The sequence below is a fragment of the Corynebacterium macclintockiae genome, from assembly GCF_027570165.1.
Taxonomy (GTDB): Bacteria; Actinomycetota; Actinomycetes; order Mycobacteriales; family Mycobacteriaceae; genus Corynebacterium; species Corynebacterium macclintockiae.
Window position 1 is genome coordinate 262,585 of the sequence record NZ_JAKMUV010000001.1, and the last position, 15,490, is coordinate 278,074.

Here is a 15,490-nt window from a genome sequence, read left to right on the forward strand (position 1 = left end):
TACTGTTCTTGTTTTTCTTGTTGTTCTTGCTCGCGTCCGAGAGCCTAGCGCTGCGACTTTTAACGCTGTAGCTTCTAGCGCCCAGCAACCGATCCCAACCACGCCGTCGCATGCGGGATGTGTTGCGCAATCTTCAGCGCCGAGGTCGGTGCGGGGCCGTACGGGGTAAGGGAAGCTATATATGACGCCGCAGCGTGCAGCGCCACTCCGACCGCAGCCGTATCGACCACGTAGTCTGCCTCGCTAGTTTCAAATTCGGACTGCCCGGCCTCGGCGTAACCACCATCGCGGGCGCGTTTGCCCGCATCCCGCGCCACCAGAGCACCCAGGATCCCCGCCAGCACATCGCCGGATCCCGGGGTTGCAGCCCACGAAGAGGCAGTATCGACAACCACCGTGCGCTGCGGGTTAGCGATGATGGTGAAGCGCCCCTTAAGCAGCACAGTGCAGTTCAGCTCGCGGGCCAGACGCTCGGTGGAGGTGATGCGATCCGGCGATTCCTCTGGCAGCCCCGCAGCCTTGGCAAGCCTGTCAAACTCCACGTCATGCGGGGTGAGCAGTACGGGGGCGTTGCGCGCACGCAAAGCCTCCAGAACGTCTGGGTTCTTGGCTAGGACGGTGATCGCGTCGGCGTCCAAAACAAGGGGCTGCACCATCTCGAGAACGGCGAGCAATTCCTGCCGAGCGTCGCGATCCGTACCGCGACCAGAGCCGACCATGCGTGCCTGCACCTGACCTGCTGCTCGAACCGTGGGGTGCACGATGACCTCGGGTGTGGTGGCGAGGACGTACTCAGGGTGTTCGCCGATATAGCGCACCATAGAGCTGGTGGTGTTCACCGCTGCCAGGGTGGCCAGCACTCCCGCCCCTAGATAGTCCTTACTACCTGCGCAGATACCTACCACTCCACCGGAGTACTTGTCGTCGGTCGCACCTGGCTCCCCCGGCAATGTGCCAGGCAATGGTTCAGAGGAAGCGAGGGGAAGCACCGACCGCTCCGAGTCGAGGAGTTCCACCGGAGTGTGCCAGAGGCGCGCGGAAGGCTCGGGGCGGGTGCCTTCCCTAGCTGCGAGTTCGGCGGAAAGCAACGAGCGCGAACCATTGTCCAAGCCAATGTCCTCGCAGATCACGGCTCCGCAGGACGCGTTCAGGCCGTGGGCACGGCGCAACCCGCCGAAAGTAATGGTCGCGTCGGCGTGAACGTGGCGCCCAGGTGCCTTGCCCGTATCCGCGACCACGCCGCTGGGAATATCGATGGCCAGAACGCGCGCCCCGGAGCCGTGTTCGGATGAAGCGTGCTCAGCTGTGCTGTGTCGGATCGTGCTGTGTCGAGTCGTGCCGTTTCGGGCCATGCCGTGTCGGACCCTGCTGCGCTGCGCTAAGCGGAGGAAATCGTCAACGTCTGCGGGGATCTCCCCGCGCCCGCCGAGGCCAAACATCCCATCGATGATCACGCCGTAGTGCTCTGTGGCGGCGGCATGGGGCTCGGCGGGCAGATCAACGAAGCGCCCACCGGCAGACGTAAACGCCCGGGCGGCGCGCTGGTGTACGTTGTCGGTTCCATCGAGTGCATAAGCGACCACGCTTGTCCCCTGCATTCCCAGAACAGCGCCGGCGTAGAGAGCGTCGCCTCCGTTGCCACCGGGGCCGACCAGCAACATCACGGGGTCACTCGTGTCCGCCAGGAGTTTTTCCGCCACCGTTGCCACTGCATGCGCGGCGGACTGCATCAATTCGTCCTCGTGCTGCTGGCGGGCCATCAGGGCAGACTCGGCGGCGCGGATGTCCTCGACTGTGTAGAGAGTGCGCATGATTCCCATGATAGGGATCCGCGGTGGAGTGGCGGCTGCGCCCTACCTACCGTGGCGCGATCCGGTCCGGAAGATGCCTCGTGGATAAAACCGGCAGAAGCGTAGCACCCCTACGTGAGGCCTCGTCGACTGCCCACGTGAGGGCGTCATTATCAATCAACCGCAGGTCATCGCGGAACCACATGATCGTTTCCAGCGCCACTTGCTACCTCCTCAAAAGCTCCTTAGAAGTTGCGTAGCATTCCTGCGAGTTTGTTTCCTAAAGACTACCCGAGGGGATAGACTCCGAAGTCTGAACCGATGCGCCGAGTGGCGCACGAACAACCCCCATTTGGATAAAGGTTCCCCTTCGATACATGCCACGCCCGATTAGTAAGAACCAGCAATACGTATCTGGCCTCGACGGGCTGCGGACAATCGCAGTCGCCGTAGTAGTCCTCTATCACCTGCATATTCCCGGTTTCGTTGGCGGGCTCTTGGGAGTCGGCGTGTTCTTCACTTTGTCGGGTTACCTCATCACCGGCAACCTCATGCGCTCCTGGGACACAAAGGGTCACCTGAGTCTGGGCACCTTCTGGTTGCGCCGCTTCCGGCGCCTCATGCCCGCTGTGATCATCACGCTGATCGCCACCCTGATTCTGGCGGCGGCGCTGACCCGCGACAAGCTCACCGACCGCTTCTGGGAGGCACTGTCCAGCCTGTTCTACGTCAACAACTGGCACACCATCTTCCAAGAAAAGTCCTACTGGGATAACTTCGGTGGGCCCAGCCCGCTGAGCCACATGTGGTCACTATCGGTCGAAGAGCAGTTCTACCTGATCTGGCCTCTGCTTCTGCTTGGTCTGCTGCTCGTCACGCGTTCGCGCACCGGTGCGCTGGCTGGATCCTTCCTGCTGACCCTTGCCTCTTTTGCCTGGATGTGGATCGTCGCCTCCCCCGGGATGGATAACACCCGGGCGTACGAGGGCACGGATACGCGCGCGGGTGGCCTTCTGCTGGGAGCCTGCTTGGCGATCTGGCTTTCCTCGCGCCGTGCAGCCGGAAAGTCCACGCAGCCGGCCGTGAAGATTGCGAACCTTTTCGGCTTTATCGGCTTGGCAGGCATCGCTGCGCTGGTGTTTTTCGTCGAGCAGGAGTCGATGTTCCTGTACCACGGCGGGTTGATTCTGCTGACCGTGGCAACAGCTCTGGCGATCTTCGCCGTGCTACACCCGGCAAGCATCTGGAGCGCCGTGTTGGGCTTCGGCCCCATACGCTGGCTCGGCGAGCGCTCGTACGGCATCTACCTCTGGCACATGCCGGTTATCGCCTTCATGCCGCAGACTTGGCTGGAGCAGCACAAGCTGCTGGGTAGCGCCATCACCATCGGTGTGAGCGTAGCCCTGGCTGCTCTCAGCTGGACCTTGGTGGAGGATCCGATCCGCCGAAACGGTGTGATCCCACCGATCAAGGCGTGGCTGCGCAGCCGCAAGGCAGACCGTGAGGTCGGCGACACGTCCGGGGCGGCTTCCCGGGGCATTATCCGCCACCCCTTCCCCGCCTACATCGCTTCCGGCGCCACAGTCATCTTGGCCGCCGTGGTTGCTATTGGTGCGACACCCATTAGTGTCACCCCCAGCAACGCTCAGCAGGGCGCTGGCGCGGGTCAGGGCGGTCATCGTGCCATGGAGCTGAACCCAGCCGAACGCCCCGCCAACGCCGGAGCGGCTGGGGCAGCTGGTGGGGCGAAAAAGCCTGACGCCAACCCGCAGGCTCAGGGGCAGGACAAGGGCAAGGCCAAGGCTTCTGCGTCCTCGCTGACGAGCTGCAAAAAGGTTGTGCACGTGGGCGACTCCACCTCTATCGGCATGTTCTCGACCGACCAGGTAGAGGATCCCAAGAACACAGCGTTTGAAACGTATGTGAAGTATGGAGCCAGCGAGGTCGTGGACAGCGTCTTCGGTGCCCGCGCAACCACGGAAGGCTGGCAATCCCCGGACGGTTCACAGAACTACCCCTCCGCCGTGGATTCCGTGAAGGAGCTGCTGCCGAGCGCCAGTGGCCCCGATACGTGCTGGGTGATTGCAACCGGTGTGAACGACGCTGCGAACATCGCCGCCGGAGCGACGATGGAATCGCCAGAGCGCATCCGCACCATGATGGATCTACTGCGCGACCAGAAGGTTCTGTGGCCGACGGCTACGACCAATACCAACGAGGGTTACTACGCCAAGTCCAACATGGAGACCTTTAACCAGGCTCTGCGGGATGCACAGAAGGACTACCCCAACCTGCGCATTTACGACTGGGCCAGCGAGGCCAAGCCCGAGTGGTTCGCCCTGGATGATTACGCGCACTACGGCGCGAATGGAAACACGCAGCGCGCCCAGCGCTTCGCAGCCGCCCTGGCAAAGGCCTACCCGAAGGACAAGGATGGCCAGCCATCCGACGAACTGATCGTCAACTCCGGGCTGTAATTCTGGGCCGTAATTCTGGGCTGCAACTCGGAGCTTCTCATCCCGGATCAATAACGGCGGCACGGGCTTCGAGCTGGCTGTGACTTGAACCAGCCGCGCCGCCGGCCTTCCTCTAGTCCAGCTTGAACTCGCGGGCGATCAGCAGCTTCATGATCTCGTTCGTCCCGCCATAAATGCGCTGCACACGCGCGTCGGTGTACATGCGGGAGATCGGGTACTCGCGCATAAAGCCGTAACCACCAAACAACTGCAGGCAGCGATCCGCTACGGAACTCTGCAGATCGGAGGCCAGGTACTTCGCCGCCGAAGCCTGCGCTGTGGTTAGCTTGCCCTCGATATGGAGCCCCGTGCAGTGATCGGTAAGGGTCTTCGCCGCCAGCGTCTCACTCGCGCACTCTGCCAGCACGAACTGCGTGTTCTGGAATCCGAGCAGCGGTCGGCCGAACGCCTCGCGCTCATTGACGTAACGGATGGTCTCGCGCACGGCGCCTTCGCATGCGGACGCCCCGGCGATGGCCAGGATCAAACGCTCCTGAGGTAGCTGCTGCATCAATTGGATGAAGCCCTTGCCCTCCACCCCGCCGAGCAGGTTGTCGGCGGGGACGCGCATGTCAGTGAAAAACAGTTCGCGGGTGTCCTGGCCCCGCTGGCCGATCTTGTCCAGCACCCGACCGCGCTCGAAACCCTCCAGATCCTTGGTCTCTGCAACGATGAGCGACAGTCCCTTACCACCCGGCTGCTCGTTCGTGCGGGCGACGATCACGACAACGTCGCAGTGCGTGCCGTTGGTGATGAAGGTCTTGGAGCCGTTGATCACCCACTCGTCGCCGTCCAGCTCTGCCCGGGTCTTGATGGCCTGCAGGTCCGAGCCGGTGCCGGGCTCGGTCATGGCAATGGCTCCAACAAGCTCACCGCTGGCCATTCCCGGCAGCCAGCGCTTGCGCTGCTCCTCGGTGCCGAGCTGGTAAATGTAGTGAGCAACGATGACGGAGTGCACACCGTTGTGCCAGGCGGAATCGCCAGCCAGGCCGAGCTCCTGCTGGATCACTGCCTCGTGGGCAAAGGTGCCGCCACCTCCGCCGTATTCCTCGGGGATGGAGGCGCACAGCAGGCCAGCCTCGCCGGCTTTGTTCCAGAACTCCCGCTCCACCTGGTGGTTTTCTTCCCACTTCAGCTCGTTGGGGGTGACTTCCCTGGCGATAAACTCGCGGGCGTGCTGGCGTAGGGCGTCCGTTTCTTCGGTTTCCCAGGTGGCGCGGTAGTTATCCAGAATCATTGCAGTGGCTCCCTCGTGAGTCTCGTGAGTCTCGCTCGTCAGTATCGAAACACCAGCGCTTAATTTTGCTGGCGAAATACTTTCTTGGGAGCAACGGTACAACAGCACACCCTTGCCCTTCCCCCACATTCCAAAAACTCGGGCTTATTTTCCGCTATTGGAAATGAAAAGTCCCCCCAGTCGGACTCGAACCGACACTGAACGGATTTTAAGTCCGCTGCCTCTGCCAATTGGGCTATAGGGGGCGTGCCATGACCTCTGCCAGCACTCCGTCCAATATATCTTTCTCACTAATTGTGATCTCACTTAGCCCCCAGTCTAGAAACTGGCTTGTGAAGGCATCCACCACAATCGCACCGCCACCGATCACATCCGCACGGCCCGGGTGCATAGGCCCGTATTCGCACCGCTGCGGTGGCGTCAATTCCACCAGCGAGCGCGCCGTAGACCGGAAGTCTTCCAGCGACAGGGTGGCCATGTGGATGCGCTCCGGGTCGTAGGACGAAAGCCCCAGGGTGATGGCGGCAAGGGTCGTCATCGTGCCAGCCACACCAACGATCTGGTCGACAGCCCGCAACTCTACGTGCTCGCGAACCTTACCCAGCAGCTCCTCCACAAAGGCGCGGGCTTCCGCGACCTGCTGTGGGGTGGGCGGTTGGTCCACCAGGAAGCGTTCCGTCAGCCGGACGCAGCCCATGTTCGCAGAAAAGGCCTGCGGTTCGCGCCCCGGACCGTGCACCACGAACTCCGTGGAACCGCCGCCAAGGTCAATCACGCAGATGGTGCGGTCCTCGGCATCGGGCAGGTCGGTGACGGCACCACGGAAGCTAAGCTCTGCCTCCTGCTCCCCGGAGATCACCTGTGCGACCGCCCCCTCGCGCACGCGGCCGAGGTGGCGGCGGGTGATCTCGAAGAACTCTTCGCGGTTCGTGGCATCGCGGGTGGCGGAGGTCGCGCCCATCATCACGTCGACCACCCCGTATTCCACCATCCGGTCGGCGTAAATCTGCAGAGCTTTGTCTACGCGCTCCAGGGCTTCGTCGGCGAAGCGACCAGTCGCGTCTACCCCCTGGCCAAGTCGGACAATGATGTTATCCCTATTTAGCTCTTTGACCTGGCCATCCGACGTACCTTCACTGATCAGCAAGCGGATGGAATTGGTACCGCAGTCGATGGCGGCAAAGCGAGGATTGGCGGATTCGTTTGGGGCAGCACTCATGGTTCCCAGGCTACCGGAGTGCCCCGGAACCACCGGGTTTCAGTGCCCGCTTCGCGCCACTTATTCAGCGACGCTAGCGCTTTCCATCGACGTTCCCAGCGAGGCGGACGTCGGCCAGTCCGCAGGCAGCGCGGCGCCTTCCAGCTTGGGGTTGTTTTCAATCGCCAGCGCCACCGCTTCGGTACCCAGGCGCACCCGCTCTGGCCCCTCCGCCAGGGCGTAGGCGATCAAGACGTGCAGGCATTTCACGCGGTCAGGCATGCCTCCGCCAGAGAAATCCGTGCCCAGATCCTCCATCTTGTTGCGCTCGGCTAGGTAATGCTCGTGCGCCGCGCGGTAGTCGGCCGCCAGCTCTTCGTCTTCGCCCAGTCGATCCTGCATCGTCTTCATCACACCAGCGACTTCCAGGCGGGAAGCCTCGGCGGTCAGGCGCGGATCGGTGAGGTAGTACAGCGTGGGGAAAGGGGTGCCATCGGGCAACTTCGGCTGGGTCTTCACCACGGCCGGAACGCCGTCGGGCGTGTAATAGCTGACTTCCACCACACCGCGCAGTGGTCGGCCTAGCTGCTTGCGCATTACCTCAAGGTCATCGTCGGTCGGTGGGCCGGGCTGGCGGAAGTTGGTCATTGCGGTGCTTTCTCGTTTCTTGTATTCGCGGTTTCTTGTATTCGCGGCGTCTTGTATTCGCGGCGTCTTTTGGTCTCGGCGCTAGTTGGCTGGTGCTTGTTCCGGTGCGGGTTGTGGAGCCCCCTCCGGGGCTCCCGGGTTCTGTTCGGGAGCCTGTTCAGAGTTCTGCGCAGGATCCTGTTGAGGGTTCTGCTCCGGCACCGTCGGCAGCTTGTGGTTTTCCTTTGCCGGGTCGCTGCCCTCGTCCTTCGCTTCCTCTGGGGTAGAGATGGAATCCCACAGCCGCGCATACCAATCCCGGTTGGCCTCGTCGCCGGTGGCATCCTCGCCCTGTTCGGTTCCCAGCTTATCGGCGTGAATCTTCGGGGAGATAATGCGATAGGCCGACTCGCCAGGTTCAATCAGCCCCAGCCGGGTACGCGCTTGCTCCTTGATGTAATCCTGATCGCGGTAGCGGTTGAGCTCGTTGGTCAGCTCCGCCTTTTCTTTCTCTTGCCCCTCGATCTTCGCATTAATCTGTGCCAGCTCCGCGCGTTGCTCGAAGTAGTTGCGCAGCGGGTTTGCGATCGACAGTGCCAGGAAGATCGCCAGCATCAGGGCCACGAGCCACGTCGCTGGACTCATGCTTTTCGGCACTGCCACAAAGGTTCGCGCCATTCGCTTCGGCGCTGTTTGTGCGCGCTCGCGGCGCCTCTCGCGCCTTTCGATCGACCGTGCGCGGGGCAGTCGGGCGGACTCGGGGCGGTCGCTTTCCCGCCCCTTTCTTTCTGACGCCACATCTGCGCGCGCCAGGTCCTCCGGTTCCTTTCCCGGTTCGCCCTTGGTCGATTCGCTCATGGTCTACAGAGTCTAGCGAAGCGAGGCCGAAATGCGAGTAGCCCACGGCCACCAACGTGGGTGGGCGTGGGCTACTGCGAGGCTAATCCGCGCGGGATTACTTGGTGAAGCGTGGGAATGCGGAGCGGCCAGCGTAAACAGCTGCGTCGCCCAGGATCTCCTCGATACGCAGCAGCTGGTTGTACTTGGCAACGCGCTCGGAGCGGGCCGGTGCACCGGTCTTGATCTGACCACAGTTCAGTGCGACGGCCAGGTCTGCAATGGTGGTGTCCTCGGTCTCACCGGAGCGGTGGGACATCATGGTGCGGTAGCCGTTGCGGTGTGCCAGCTCGACAGCGTCGAAGGTCTCGGTGAGGGTACCGATCTGGTTAACCTTCACCAGCAGTGCGTTGGCTGCCTTCTCCTCGATACCCTTGGCCAGGCGCTGCGGGTTGGTAACGAAGAAGTCGTCGCCCACCAGCTGAACCTTATCGCCGATCTTGGCGGTCAGGGCGGTGTAACCCTCCCAGTCGTCCTCCTGCAGCGGGTCCTCGATGGAAACGATCGGGTATTCCTCGATCAGATCCTCGTACACCTTGGCCATCTCCTCAGCGGTGTGCTCGCCGCCCTCGAAGTGGTACTTGCCGTCCTTGAAGAACTCAGAGGAAGCAACGTCCAGTGCCAGGGCAACGTCCTCACCAACCTTGAAGCCGGCCTTCTCGATAGCCTCGACGATCAGATCCAGGGCAGCCTTGGTGGAGTCCACGGACGGAGCGAAGCCGCCCTCGTCACCCAGACCGGTGGACAGACCCTTGTCCTTGATGACCTTCTTCAGGGTGTGGTACACCTCGGCGCCGACGCGCAGTGCCTCGGAGAAGCTCTCGGCGCCGATGGGGGCGATCATGAACTCCTGGACGTCCACACCGGAGTCAGCGTGTGCGCCACCGTTGAGGATGTTCATCATCGGCACCGGCAGAACGTGAGCGTTCGGGCCACCGACGTAGCGGAACAACGGCAGTTCGGCGGACTCTGCAGCGGCGCGGGCGACGGCCATGGAAACGCCCAGGATGGCGTTAGCACCCAGCTTGGACTTGTTCTCCGTGCCATCCAGGTCACGCATCAGCTGGTCGATCAGGCGCTGATCGTCTGCCTCTACGCCCATCAGCTCTTCGTCGATGTCTTCAATAACGTTCTTGACGGCATTGAGTACGCCCTTGCCCTGGTAACGGTCTCCACCGTCACGCAGCTCGTGGGCCTCGTGCACGCCGGTGGAGGCGCCAGAGGGAACGGCTGCGCGGCCGAAGGAGCCGTCGTCCAGCATTACGTCAACCTCCACGGTCGGGTTACCGCGGGAATCGATGATTTCACGGGCATCAATGTTGAGGATCAGGGCCATGTGTCTGCCTCCTTGGCATGTGGCATCGTGTGCCAAACTGTTGATTATCTGTTCTGCATTAACAGCTAACAAGGGTCTCCGCTACGACGCTGGCGCAGCAGTACGCCTCCATTGTGGCACCGTCACAGATTTTTCGCCGTCACCCTCAGAAATTTAGCCCTCCCTAAAGGGGGAACTCCCCCTATTGCGGCGACTGGCCCAGTGCGTAGTTCGCCGCCGCGTCCCGCACATCCGCGACGTACCTGTCGGACAGGTTGTACCCCTTAATGGCGCTTGTCCAGCCACTTTCAGTGCTTAGATCGCGCCCCTTGCTGCACAGCAGTACTGCCGCGGAAGCCGCCGCATCATAAACGCTCTGCGGGTTCTTTTCGCCGTCGTTATCGGCATCTACTCCGTAGATCTTCCAGGATTCGGGGATGAACTGCATGGGTCCCAGCGCACGGTCGTACTTCCGGTCGCCATCGAGCCGTCCTTCGTCGGTATCGTCCACCTTCGCAAAACCTTCGCCATTCAGCTGCGGACCGATGATGTCGGGCTCGGCAATGCCCTGGTCGTTAAGCTTGGCAGCCCCAAAGGTCTCTCCGTCGTAGGTTCCGTGGCGAGTCTCTACGTAACCGAGCCCCGCGAGGGTATTCCAGGAAAGACTGCACTCGGGGGTCTTCGCGCGGACGAAAACCTCCGCTTTTCCATAGGCCATCAATGCTTGCAAGGGGATGTTCAGCTCCTCCGACTTCGGTTTAGCCCAGTCCAGGAGCTTCTGATAGCTAGCGTCTGCGTCTTCCAGATCCACAGTCGGAGCGGGAGCCGCAGCCTTCGGCGGCACATCAGTGGGCACCGGCAGGCGATCGGATTCCGCGTTGTTTTTGCCGGAGACGAAACCGGCGACAAGGTAGCCCACCAGAGCAATAATCGCCAAAAGGGCAACGACCACTACGAAGAAGCCACACCCGCCGAGCAGTCCTCGGTTCGGGCGGCCGCTGTCGGCTGCTTCGCTGGCCTCCCACAAAGATTCGTTCGGTTCGATTCTTTGGGGGCGACGATAGCGGTTAGACGCCATAAATGTCCTTACCTAGCCTGTTTCCTTGCGCACTGTGACTTGCGCACTGTGCACTTGTACACTGCGCATTTGCTACTGCTCTGCTTGCGCCGTTAGCCCTGCGCAGCTTCCCTGACCAATACTGCGCTTAGACTACTGGCCGGCAGCTGAACTCGTTTCTCCGACTCGGCCAAAACCAGCTCTGCCATATCTGCAAACACCCTTTCGCCGACCGTGAACTGTGCCCCTGGCAGTACACCGTTCTGGGTTAGGTAACGCACCAGCGCATCATCCCTGTCACTGATGCGATCCACGACCAGATGTTGGCCCGTGTGGGCGTCAGAAAGAAGGAAAGCCGAACTTTCCGGCACATCGCCCCCCTCATCAGGGATCGGGTCACCGTGCGGGTCGCGGGTGGGGTTATTCAGCAGCGAAGCGATGCGCGCGACGAAGGTATCAGAGACCGCGTGTTCCAGAACTTCGGCTTCGGCATGCACCTCATCGAGGTCGTAGCCCAGATGATTGCACAGAAACGTTTCGATCAGCCGGTGGCGGCGAACCATCGCGAGGGCGATTTTGCGCCCGGTCTCGCTCAGCGCAATGTCGCCGTAGGGGGCGTGCTCGACAAGACCTTGAGCGGACAAACGCTTGATGGCTTCGGAAGCCGTCGACGGGCGCTGTTCCATGTGGGAAGCCAAAACGGAGAGGGATACCCCACTACCGGACCACTCCTGCAGGTCGAAAATTTTCTTCAGGTAGTCCTGAGATCGCTCGGGCAGGTCGTTGACATGCATGCAGCCCAGTGTACGGGGGTGAATGGCTTTAAAGAACTCGTGCTTGTGGTTTACACTGCACTATATTGTTCACTTTATTGAACATTGAAACTCTCGCAGAAGGAAAGTTTAGAAACATGAAAACGAAATCCGCGAAGAAAATGGTCGCAGCGCTGTGCGCCACCGTCCTCACCGCGACAGGGCTCAGCGCCTGCGGCGCCAACGACTCCAAGGACGACAAAGCCGAGGTTCTGACGACCTTCACCATCCTGGAGGACATCACCGCCAACATCGCTGGCGATACGCTCAAGGTTCGCTCGCTGACCAAGCCCGGCGCGGAAGTTCACGGATACGATCCCTCCCCCAGCGACATCGCTGCCGCCTCCGATGCCGAGCTCATCATCGACAACGGCCTAGGCCTGGAGCACTGGCTGAACAAGCTCACCGAAAACAGCAAGGCCAAGCGCGCCACCGCCAGCGACGGCGTCAAGCCCATCAAGATCAAGGGCACCGACGATCCGAACCCGCACGCATGGATGAGCCCAACCATCGCGAAGACCTACGTGGACAACATCGTTAAGGCCCTCAGCGACCTGCGCCCGGACAACGCGAAGACCTACGAGGACAACGGCAAGAAGTACAAGTCCAAGCTCGACGACGTGCAGTCCGAACTACGCGAAGGCCTGGCCTCCCTACCGCACAACCAGCGCGCGCTCATGTCGTGCGAGGGCGCCTTCAGCTACCTCACCCACGATGCGGGCATGAAGGAGGGCTATATTTGGCCGGTGAACAACGAGGGTGAGATCACCTCTCAGCAGATCACCCAGGCTGCCCAGTTCGTGCGCGACAACCACGTCCCTGCCGTGTTCTGCGAATCCACCGTTGAACCGGGACCGAAGGAGCAGGTCATGCGCGATACCGGCGCTCGCGACGGCGGGACGCTGTACGTAGACTCGCTCTCTGCAGCCGATGGCCCCGTGCCGACCTATCTGGACCTTCTTTCCTATGACGCCAAAACCATCGTCAGCGGACTCACCGGTAAGGACACGAAAAAATAGATGAACCCGCCGCAATCTTCAGCTCCCCCGGCACTGGCCGTCGACGACGTGCACGTCAAGTACGGCTCCGTCGAGGCGCTCAATGGCGTGACCCTTAACCTTGAGTATGGGCAGATCACAGCCTTGATTGGCATGAACGGCGCGGGAAAGTCCACGCTCTTCAAAGCCATCATGGGGCTGGTATCGCCCACCCACGGACGGATTTCCATCAATTCCGCCACTGACGGTGAAAGCACCGCGGCCGGGAAAAACGGGGCGGTTGCCTACGTCCCTCAGCACGATCACGTCGACTGGAACTTCCCCATCAGTGTCCGGGAAATCGTTTCCAGTGGGCGGCGCAAAGCACGCTCCAAGGTGGGGCTCCTGCCCCAGGGGTCGGCGCTGCTGGGGTTGAAGAAGTGGCGTCAAGAAAAAAAGAACAACGACCGCATCGTCGATGAGGCGCTGCGGCAAACCGGCCTGACCGAGCTGCAGGATCGGCCCGTCGGCGCCCTGTCCGGCGGGCAGCGCAAGCGCGTTTTCGTCGCGCGCGGAATTGCCCAAGAGGCCAAGATTATGCTGCTGGACGAGCCTTTCGCCGGGGTGGATACGCAATCGCAGGCGCAGATCACCACGCTGTTGCACCAGCTGGCGGAATCGGGCACGGCGCTACTGATTTCCACCCACGACCTGGATCGCCTGCCGGAGCTCTGCGACAACGTGGCGATGCTCAATCGTCGGATCATCGCCGAGGGCGCGCTGGATGAAGTGCTGACGGCGGAGAACCTCACCCGCACGTTTAGCACCGACGCGACGGCCGCAATCGCAGGGGCCGAAGGAACCACGGTAACTATGGGAAAGGAGGCACAGTAATGAGCACGCTCGCAAGCGTTTTCGACCCGATCCTGTTCCCCTTGAGCTACAGCTTCGTCCAGCGGGCGGTGCTCGCCGCCAGCGTGATGGCCGTGGTGGCGGGACTGCTGAGCTGCTGGCTAATTCTGGTGGGCTGGTCGCTGCTCGGCGATGCGGTCTCGCACGCCGTACTGCCAGGCGTGGTGCTGGCCTACATCTTCGGAGCGCCCTTCGCCGTCGGCGCGATGATCGCCGCCCTCATTGCCGTGGGCCTGGTGGGCTCGGTCAAGGAAAGAACCACGCTGCGGGAAGACACCTCCATCGGCATCATCTTCACCACCTTCTTCGCCCTCGGCCTGGTGTTGCTCTCCGTAACTCCCAGCGGCACACACCTGCAGGAGATCCTGTTCGGCAACCTGCTGGGCATTACGCAGTCCGCGCTGTGGCAGATCCTGGCCATTGGCGGCATCGCGTTTGTGGTGCTGCTGGCGAATGCACGCACGTTTACCCTGTGGGCCTTTGACGCCGAACACTCCAGAACCATGGGCTTCAACACGAAGGCCATACGGTGGGCGCTGCTGGCGTGCCTGGCGTGCGTGGTGGTGGCCAGCGCACAGGCCGTCGGCGTGATCCTGGTGGTAGCAATGCTGATTACCCCCGGCGCGACGGCTTATCTGTGGACGAGGCGCTTCCGCCGCATGCTGCTGATCGCGCCGCTGGTGGCGTGGGTGAGCTGCGTGGCGGGCATCCTGCTGAGCTTCAACCTGAATGTCTCCACCGGCGGCACGATTGTGCTGGTGCAGTCAGGGATCTTCTGCCTGACGTACCTCTTCGCCCCGCGCGAGGGGCTGGTGCGGGCGCTGCTGGCGCGCCGCTAGTTGCCCTGCTGCTGGGGGTTATGTTGGGTGCGCAGCTTCTCGCGGAACGCCACAACAGCGTCGTGGAGGCGACGCTCTGCCTCACCGGGGCTATCTAGCTCCAGGCCAACCATCGGATAGCGGATGTCGGTCGGGATGTCCTTATCCGGGATGCCCAGCTGCCGTGCCTCGGCGATGACGGCCTCCGCGGCGGACAGGGCGCTGGTGCCGGCCGGGTCTGCAGCTGTGCCAGCAGAGCCGGCGGGGACTGCGTGACCTGCCGTTTCAGCGGGCGCTTGCACGGCCGGGAACTGTTTTGCGTGCGGCTCTCGGCGGGGCTGAGCCTGCTGGCTAGGCTGTGCAGGCTGTGCAGGTTCAGCCTGCTTCTCGGCTGCCTTCTGCTCAGCTTCCTTCTTGGCCTCGCTGTAGCGCAGGTACTCCTCACCGAAACTGCGGATTCGCTGGGCTTCCTCTTCCTTCTTACCCTCCTCCCACAGACGATCCTGCTCCTGGCGAGGAACCTGGCGCTCGACCTCCTCAAACAGGTAGGGGGCGCGGGCGCGCAGCTTCGCCGAAAACGCCCCGGCCACGTGGCCAATGTCGAAGGCGCCACGTCGGTTGGCGATCTCCGCGTGGAAAAGCACCTGCAGCAAAACGTCCGACAGCTCGGAGCACAGATCCTGCTCGATCCACTCCGGGCGCGCAGCAGCCTCACCCTCGCCCTCGGGCTTCCAGCTCTCCATCAGGTCGATGGTGCGAGCCAGCTCCTCTGTTTCCTCCCGCAGGAACTTCACCAGGCTGGTGTGGGTCATGGACTGCTCCCACTCCCCCTGGCGCAGGGCACGCGCCATCAGCGCCACCGCATCCTCGATCTCATCCATCACGGAAGCCGGAACCTCGGTGCGCGTCGTGCGGCGCAGGCCGGCCACAGCCGCCGTGTGCTCGTCGGTCCCGACGATCTCACCGTCCACCACGCCATCGCCCGAGTGGGTGATCTCGGCTGCGTCTTCCCCGTCGGTGGCGTCACTAACAGAAGAGCTACCGGCCTCCAGCTCGCGGGCGGGCTCCATGTGCACCTTTAGGCTCGGCGCAGTGATGAGGTCCTCACCAGCCTCGATGCGGGTAACGACTGCCTCGTTTTCCAGATCCGTCGTGACGATGATGTCGGACTCATCGACCGTGTGGCCGCCCAGATCCGCAATAACCCAGCGGACGCGGATGGGCACCTCCTCCGTGTAGCAAACATCTCCACGGAGCAGATCGACGGCCTCTACGGGAATCATCGCGGGGAAACGGGGATCTAGTAATACGACTGACATGGCGGTTATTCTAGC

13 protein-coding genes, 1 tRNA gene and 1 pseudogene are annotated in these 15,490 nt (G+C 62.2%); 4 read left to right on the plus strand and 11 right to left on the minus strand.

Annotated features, from left to right (window positions below; all coding sequences use genetic code 11):
* Positions 1-74: 74 nt before the first annotated feature.
* Positions 75-1,811 carry a bifunctional ADP-dependent NAD(P)H-hydrate dehydratase/NAD(P)H-hydrate epimerase gene (locus tag L8U58_RS01125; RefSeq protein ID WP_269954502.1) on the minus strand — a complete coding sequence of 579 codons (1,737 nt, stop codon included), beginning with the start codon at positions 1,809-1,811 and terminating at the stop codon, positions 75-77.
* 46 nt (positions 1,812-1,857) lie between these two features.
* The gene (locus L8U58_RS10260; protein ID WP_420839816.1) at positions 1,858-1,995 is read right to left on the minus strand and encodes a deoxyribodipyrimidine photo-lyase; all 138 of its coding nucleotides are present in this window, start codon (positions 1,993-1,995) and stop codon (positions 1,858-1,860) included.
* 172 nt (positions 1,996-2,167) lie between these two features.
* Between L8U58_RS10260 and L8U58_RS01130 the strand changes: the two genes are divergently transcribed.
* Positions 2,168-4,267 (plus strand): acyltransferase family protein, encoded by a 2,100-nt coding sequence (locus L8U58_RS01130; RefSeq protein WP_269954503.1) that lies wholly within the window; start codon positions 2,168-2,170, stop codon positions 4,265-4,267.
* A 112-nt stretch (positions 4,268-4,379) separates the two neighbouring features.
* Here the strand turns inward: L8U58_RS01130 and L8U58_RS01135 are convergent, their stop codons facing one another.
* The 8 genes from L8U58_RS01135 to L8U58_RS01170 form a co-directional block, all read right to left on the minus strand.
* Positions 4,380-5,543 carry an acyl-CoA dehydrogenase family protein gene (locus tag L8U58_RS01135; RefSeq protein WP_034975483.1) on the minus strand — a complete coding sequence of 388 codons (1,164 nt, stop codon included), beginning with the start codon at positions 5,541-5,543 and terminating at the stop codon, positions 4,380-4,382.
* Between the two features lie 171 nt (positions 5,544-5,714).
* A tRNA-Leu gene (locus L8U58_RS01140) sits at positions 5,715-5,788 on the minus strand.
* Positions 5,779-6,762, minus strand: a complete 984-nt coding sequence (locus L8U58_RS01145; protein WP_080719921.1) for a Ppx/GppA phosphatase family protein — start codon at positions 6,760-6,762, stop codon at positions 5,779-5,781. The genes L8U58_RS01140 and L8U58_RS01145 overlap by 10 nt, the downstream gene beginning before the upstream one ends.
* 60 nt (positions 6,763-6,822) lie before the next feature.
* On the minus strand, positions 6,823-7,389 hold the full coding sequence (locus L8U58_RS01150) for a DUF501 domain-containing protein (RefSeq protein ID WP_035001114.1): 567 nt from the start codon (positions 7,387-7,389) through the stop codon (positions 6,823-6,825).
* An 81-nt stretch (positions 7,390-7,470) separates the two neighbouring features.
* On the minus strand, positions 7,471-8,226 hold the full coding sequence (locus L8U58_RS01155) for an FtsB family cell division protein (protein ID WP_269954504.1): 756 nt from the start codon (positions 8,224-8,226) through the stop codon (positions 7,471-7,473).
* Between the two features lie 97 nt (positions 8,227-8,323).
* Entirely contained in the window at positions 8,324-9,601 is a 1,278-nt protein-coding gene (gene eno, locus L8U58_RS01160; protein WP_034967311.1) for a phosphopyruvate hydratase, read from the minus strand.
* Positions 9,602-9,782: 181 nt separating this feature from the next.
* Complete coding sequence (locus tag L8U58_RS01165; protein ID WP_269954505.1) at positions 9,783-10,658, minus strand: lytic transglycosylase domain-containing protein; 876 nt, start codon at positions 10,656-10,658, stop codon at positions 9,783-9,785.
* A gap of 92 nt (positions 10,659-10,750) precedes the next feature.
* On the minus strand, positions 10,751-11,431 hold the full coding sequence (locus tag L8U58_RS01170; RefSeq protein WP_034967317.1) for a metal-dependent transcriptional regulator: 681 nt from the start codon (positions 11,429-11,431) through the stop codon (positions 10,751-10,753).
* A 116-nt stretch (positions 11,432-11,547) separates the two neighbouring features.
* Between L8U58_RS01170 and L8U58_RS01175 the strand changes: the two genes are divergently transcribed.
* The 3 genes and pseudogenes from L8U58_RS01175 to L8U58_RS01185 all read left to right on the plus strand — a co-directional run bounded on the left by L8U58_RS01175 (position 11,548) and on the right by L8U58_RS01185 (position 14,177).
* Positions 11,548-12,468, plus strand: coding sequence for a metal ABC transporter solute-binding protein, Zn/Mn family (locus L8U58_RS01175; RefSeq protein WP_080716132.1), 921 nt, complete (start codon positions 11,548-11,550; stop codon positions 12,466-12,468).
* 108 nt (positions 12,469-12,576) lie between these two features.
* Positions 12,577-13,320, plus strand: a pseudogene (locus L8U58_RS01180) (metal ABC transporter ATP-binding protein); the annotation flags it as partial.
* The gene (locus tag L8U58_RS01185) at positions 13,320-14,177 is read left to right on the plus strand and encodes a metal ABC transporter permease (protein WP_034967321.1); all 858 of its coding nucleotides are present in this window, start codon (positions 13,320-13,322) and stop codon (positions 14,175-14,177) included. The pseudogene L8U58_RS01180 and the gene L8U58_RS01185, both read left to right, overlap by 1 nt.
* Here L8U58_RS01185 and L8U58_RS01190 read toward each other — a convergent pair.
* Positions 14,174-15,475 (minus strand): MazG nucleotide pyrophosphohydrolase domain-containing protein, encoded by a 1,302-nt coding sequence (locus L8U58_RS01190; RefSeq protein WP_269954506.1) that lies wholly within the window; start codon positions 15,473-15,475, stop codon positions 14,174-14,176. The two genes, L8U58_RS01185 and L8U58_RS01190, sit on opposite strands and share 4 nt — an antisense overlap.
* Positions 15,476-15,490: the final 15 nt, after the last annotated feature.

Coding starts and splice junctions, on each gene's coding strand:
- L8U58_RS01135 (WP_034975483.1), bottom strand. CDS start 5,543: ATGATTCTGGATAACTACCGCGCCACCTGGGAAACCGAAGAAACGGAC.
- L8U58_RS01155 (WP_269954504.1), bottom strand. CDS start 8,226: ATGAGCGAATCGACCAAGGGCGAACCGGGAAAGGAACCGGAGGACCTG.
- L8U58_RS10260 (WP_420839816.1), bottom strand. CDS start 1,995: ATGTGGTTCCGCGATGACCTGCGGTTGATTGATAATGACGCCCTCACG.
- L8U58_RS01190 (WP_269954506.1), bottom strand. CDS start 15,475: ATGTCAGTCGTATTACTAGATCCCCGTTTCCCCGCGATGATTCCCGTA.
- L8U58_RS01170 (WP_034967317.1), bottom strand. CDS start 11,431: ATGCATGTCAACGACCTGCCCGAGCGATCTCAGGACTACCTGAAGAAA.
- L8U58_RS01175 (WP_080716132.1), top strand. CDS start 11,548: ATGAAAACGAAATCCGCGAAGAAAATGGTCGCAGCGCTGTGCGCCACC.
- L8U58_RS01125 (WP_269954502.1), bottom strand. CDS start 1,811: ATGCGCACTCTCTACACAGTCGAGGACATCCGCGCCGCCGAGTCTGCC.
- L8U58_RS01165 (WP_269954505.1), bottom strand. CDS start 10,658: ATGGCGTCTAACCGCTATCGTCGCCCCCAAAGAATCGAACCGAACGAA.
- L8U58_RS01145 (WP_080719921.1), bottom strand. CDS start 6,762: ATGAGTGCTGCCCCAAACGAATCCGCCAATCCTCGCTTTGCCGCCATC.
- eno (WP_034967311.1), bottom strand. CDS start 9,601: ATGGCCCTGATCCTCAACATTGATGCCCGTGAAATCATCGATTCCCGC.
- L8U58_RS01130 (WP_269954503.1), top strand. CDS start 2,168: ATGCCACGCCCGATTAGTAAGAACCAGCAATACGTATCTGGCCTCGAC.
- L8U58_RS01150 (WP_035001114.1), bottom strand. CDS start 7,389: ATGACCAACTTCCGCCAGCCCGGCCCACCGACCGACGATGACCTTGAG.
- L8U58_RS01185 (WP_034967321.1), top strand. CDS start 13,320: ATGAGCACGCTCGCAAGCGTTTTCGACCCGATCCTGTTCCCCTTGAGC.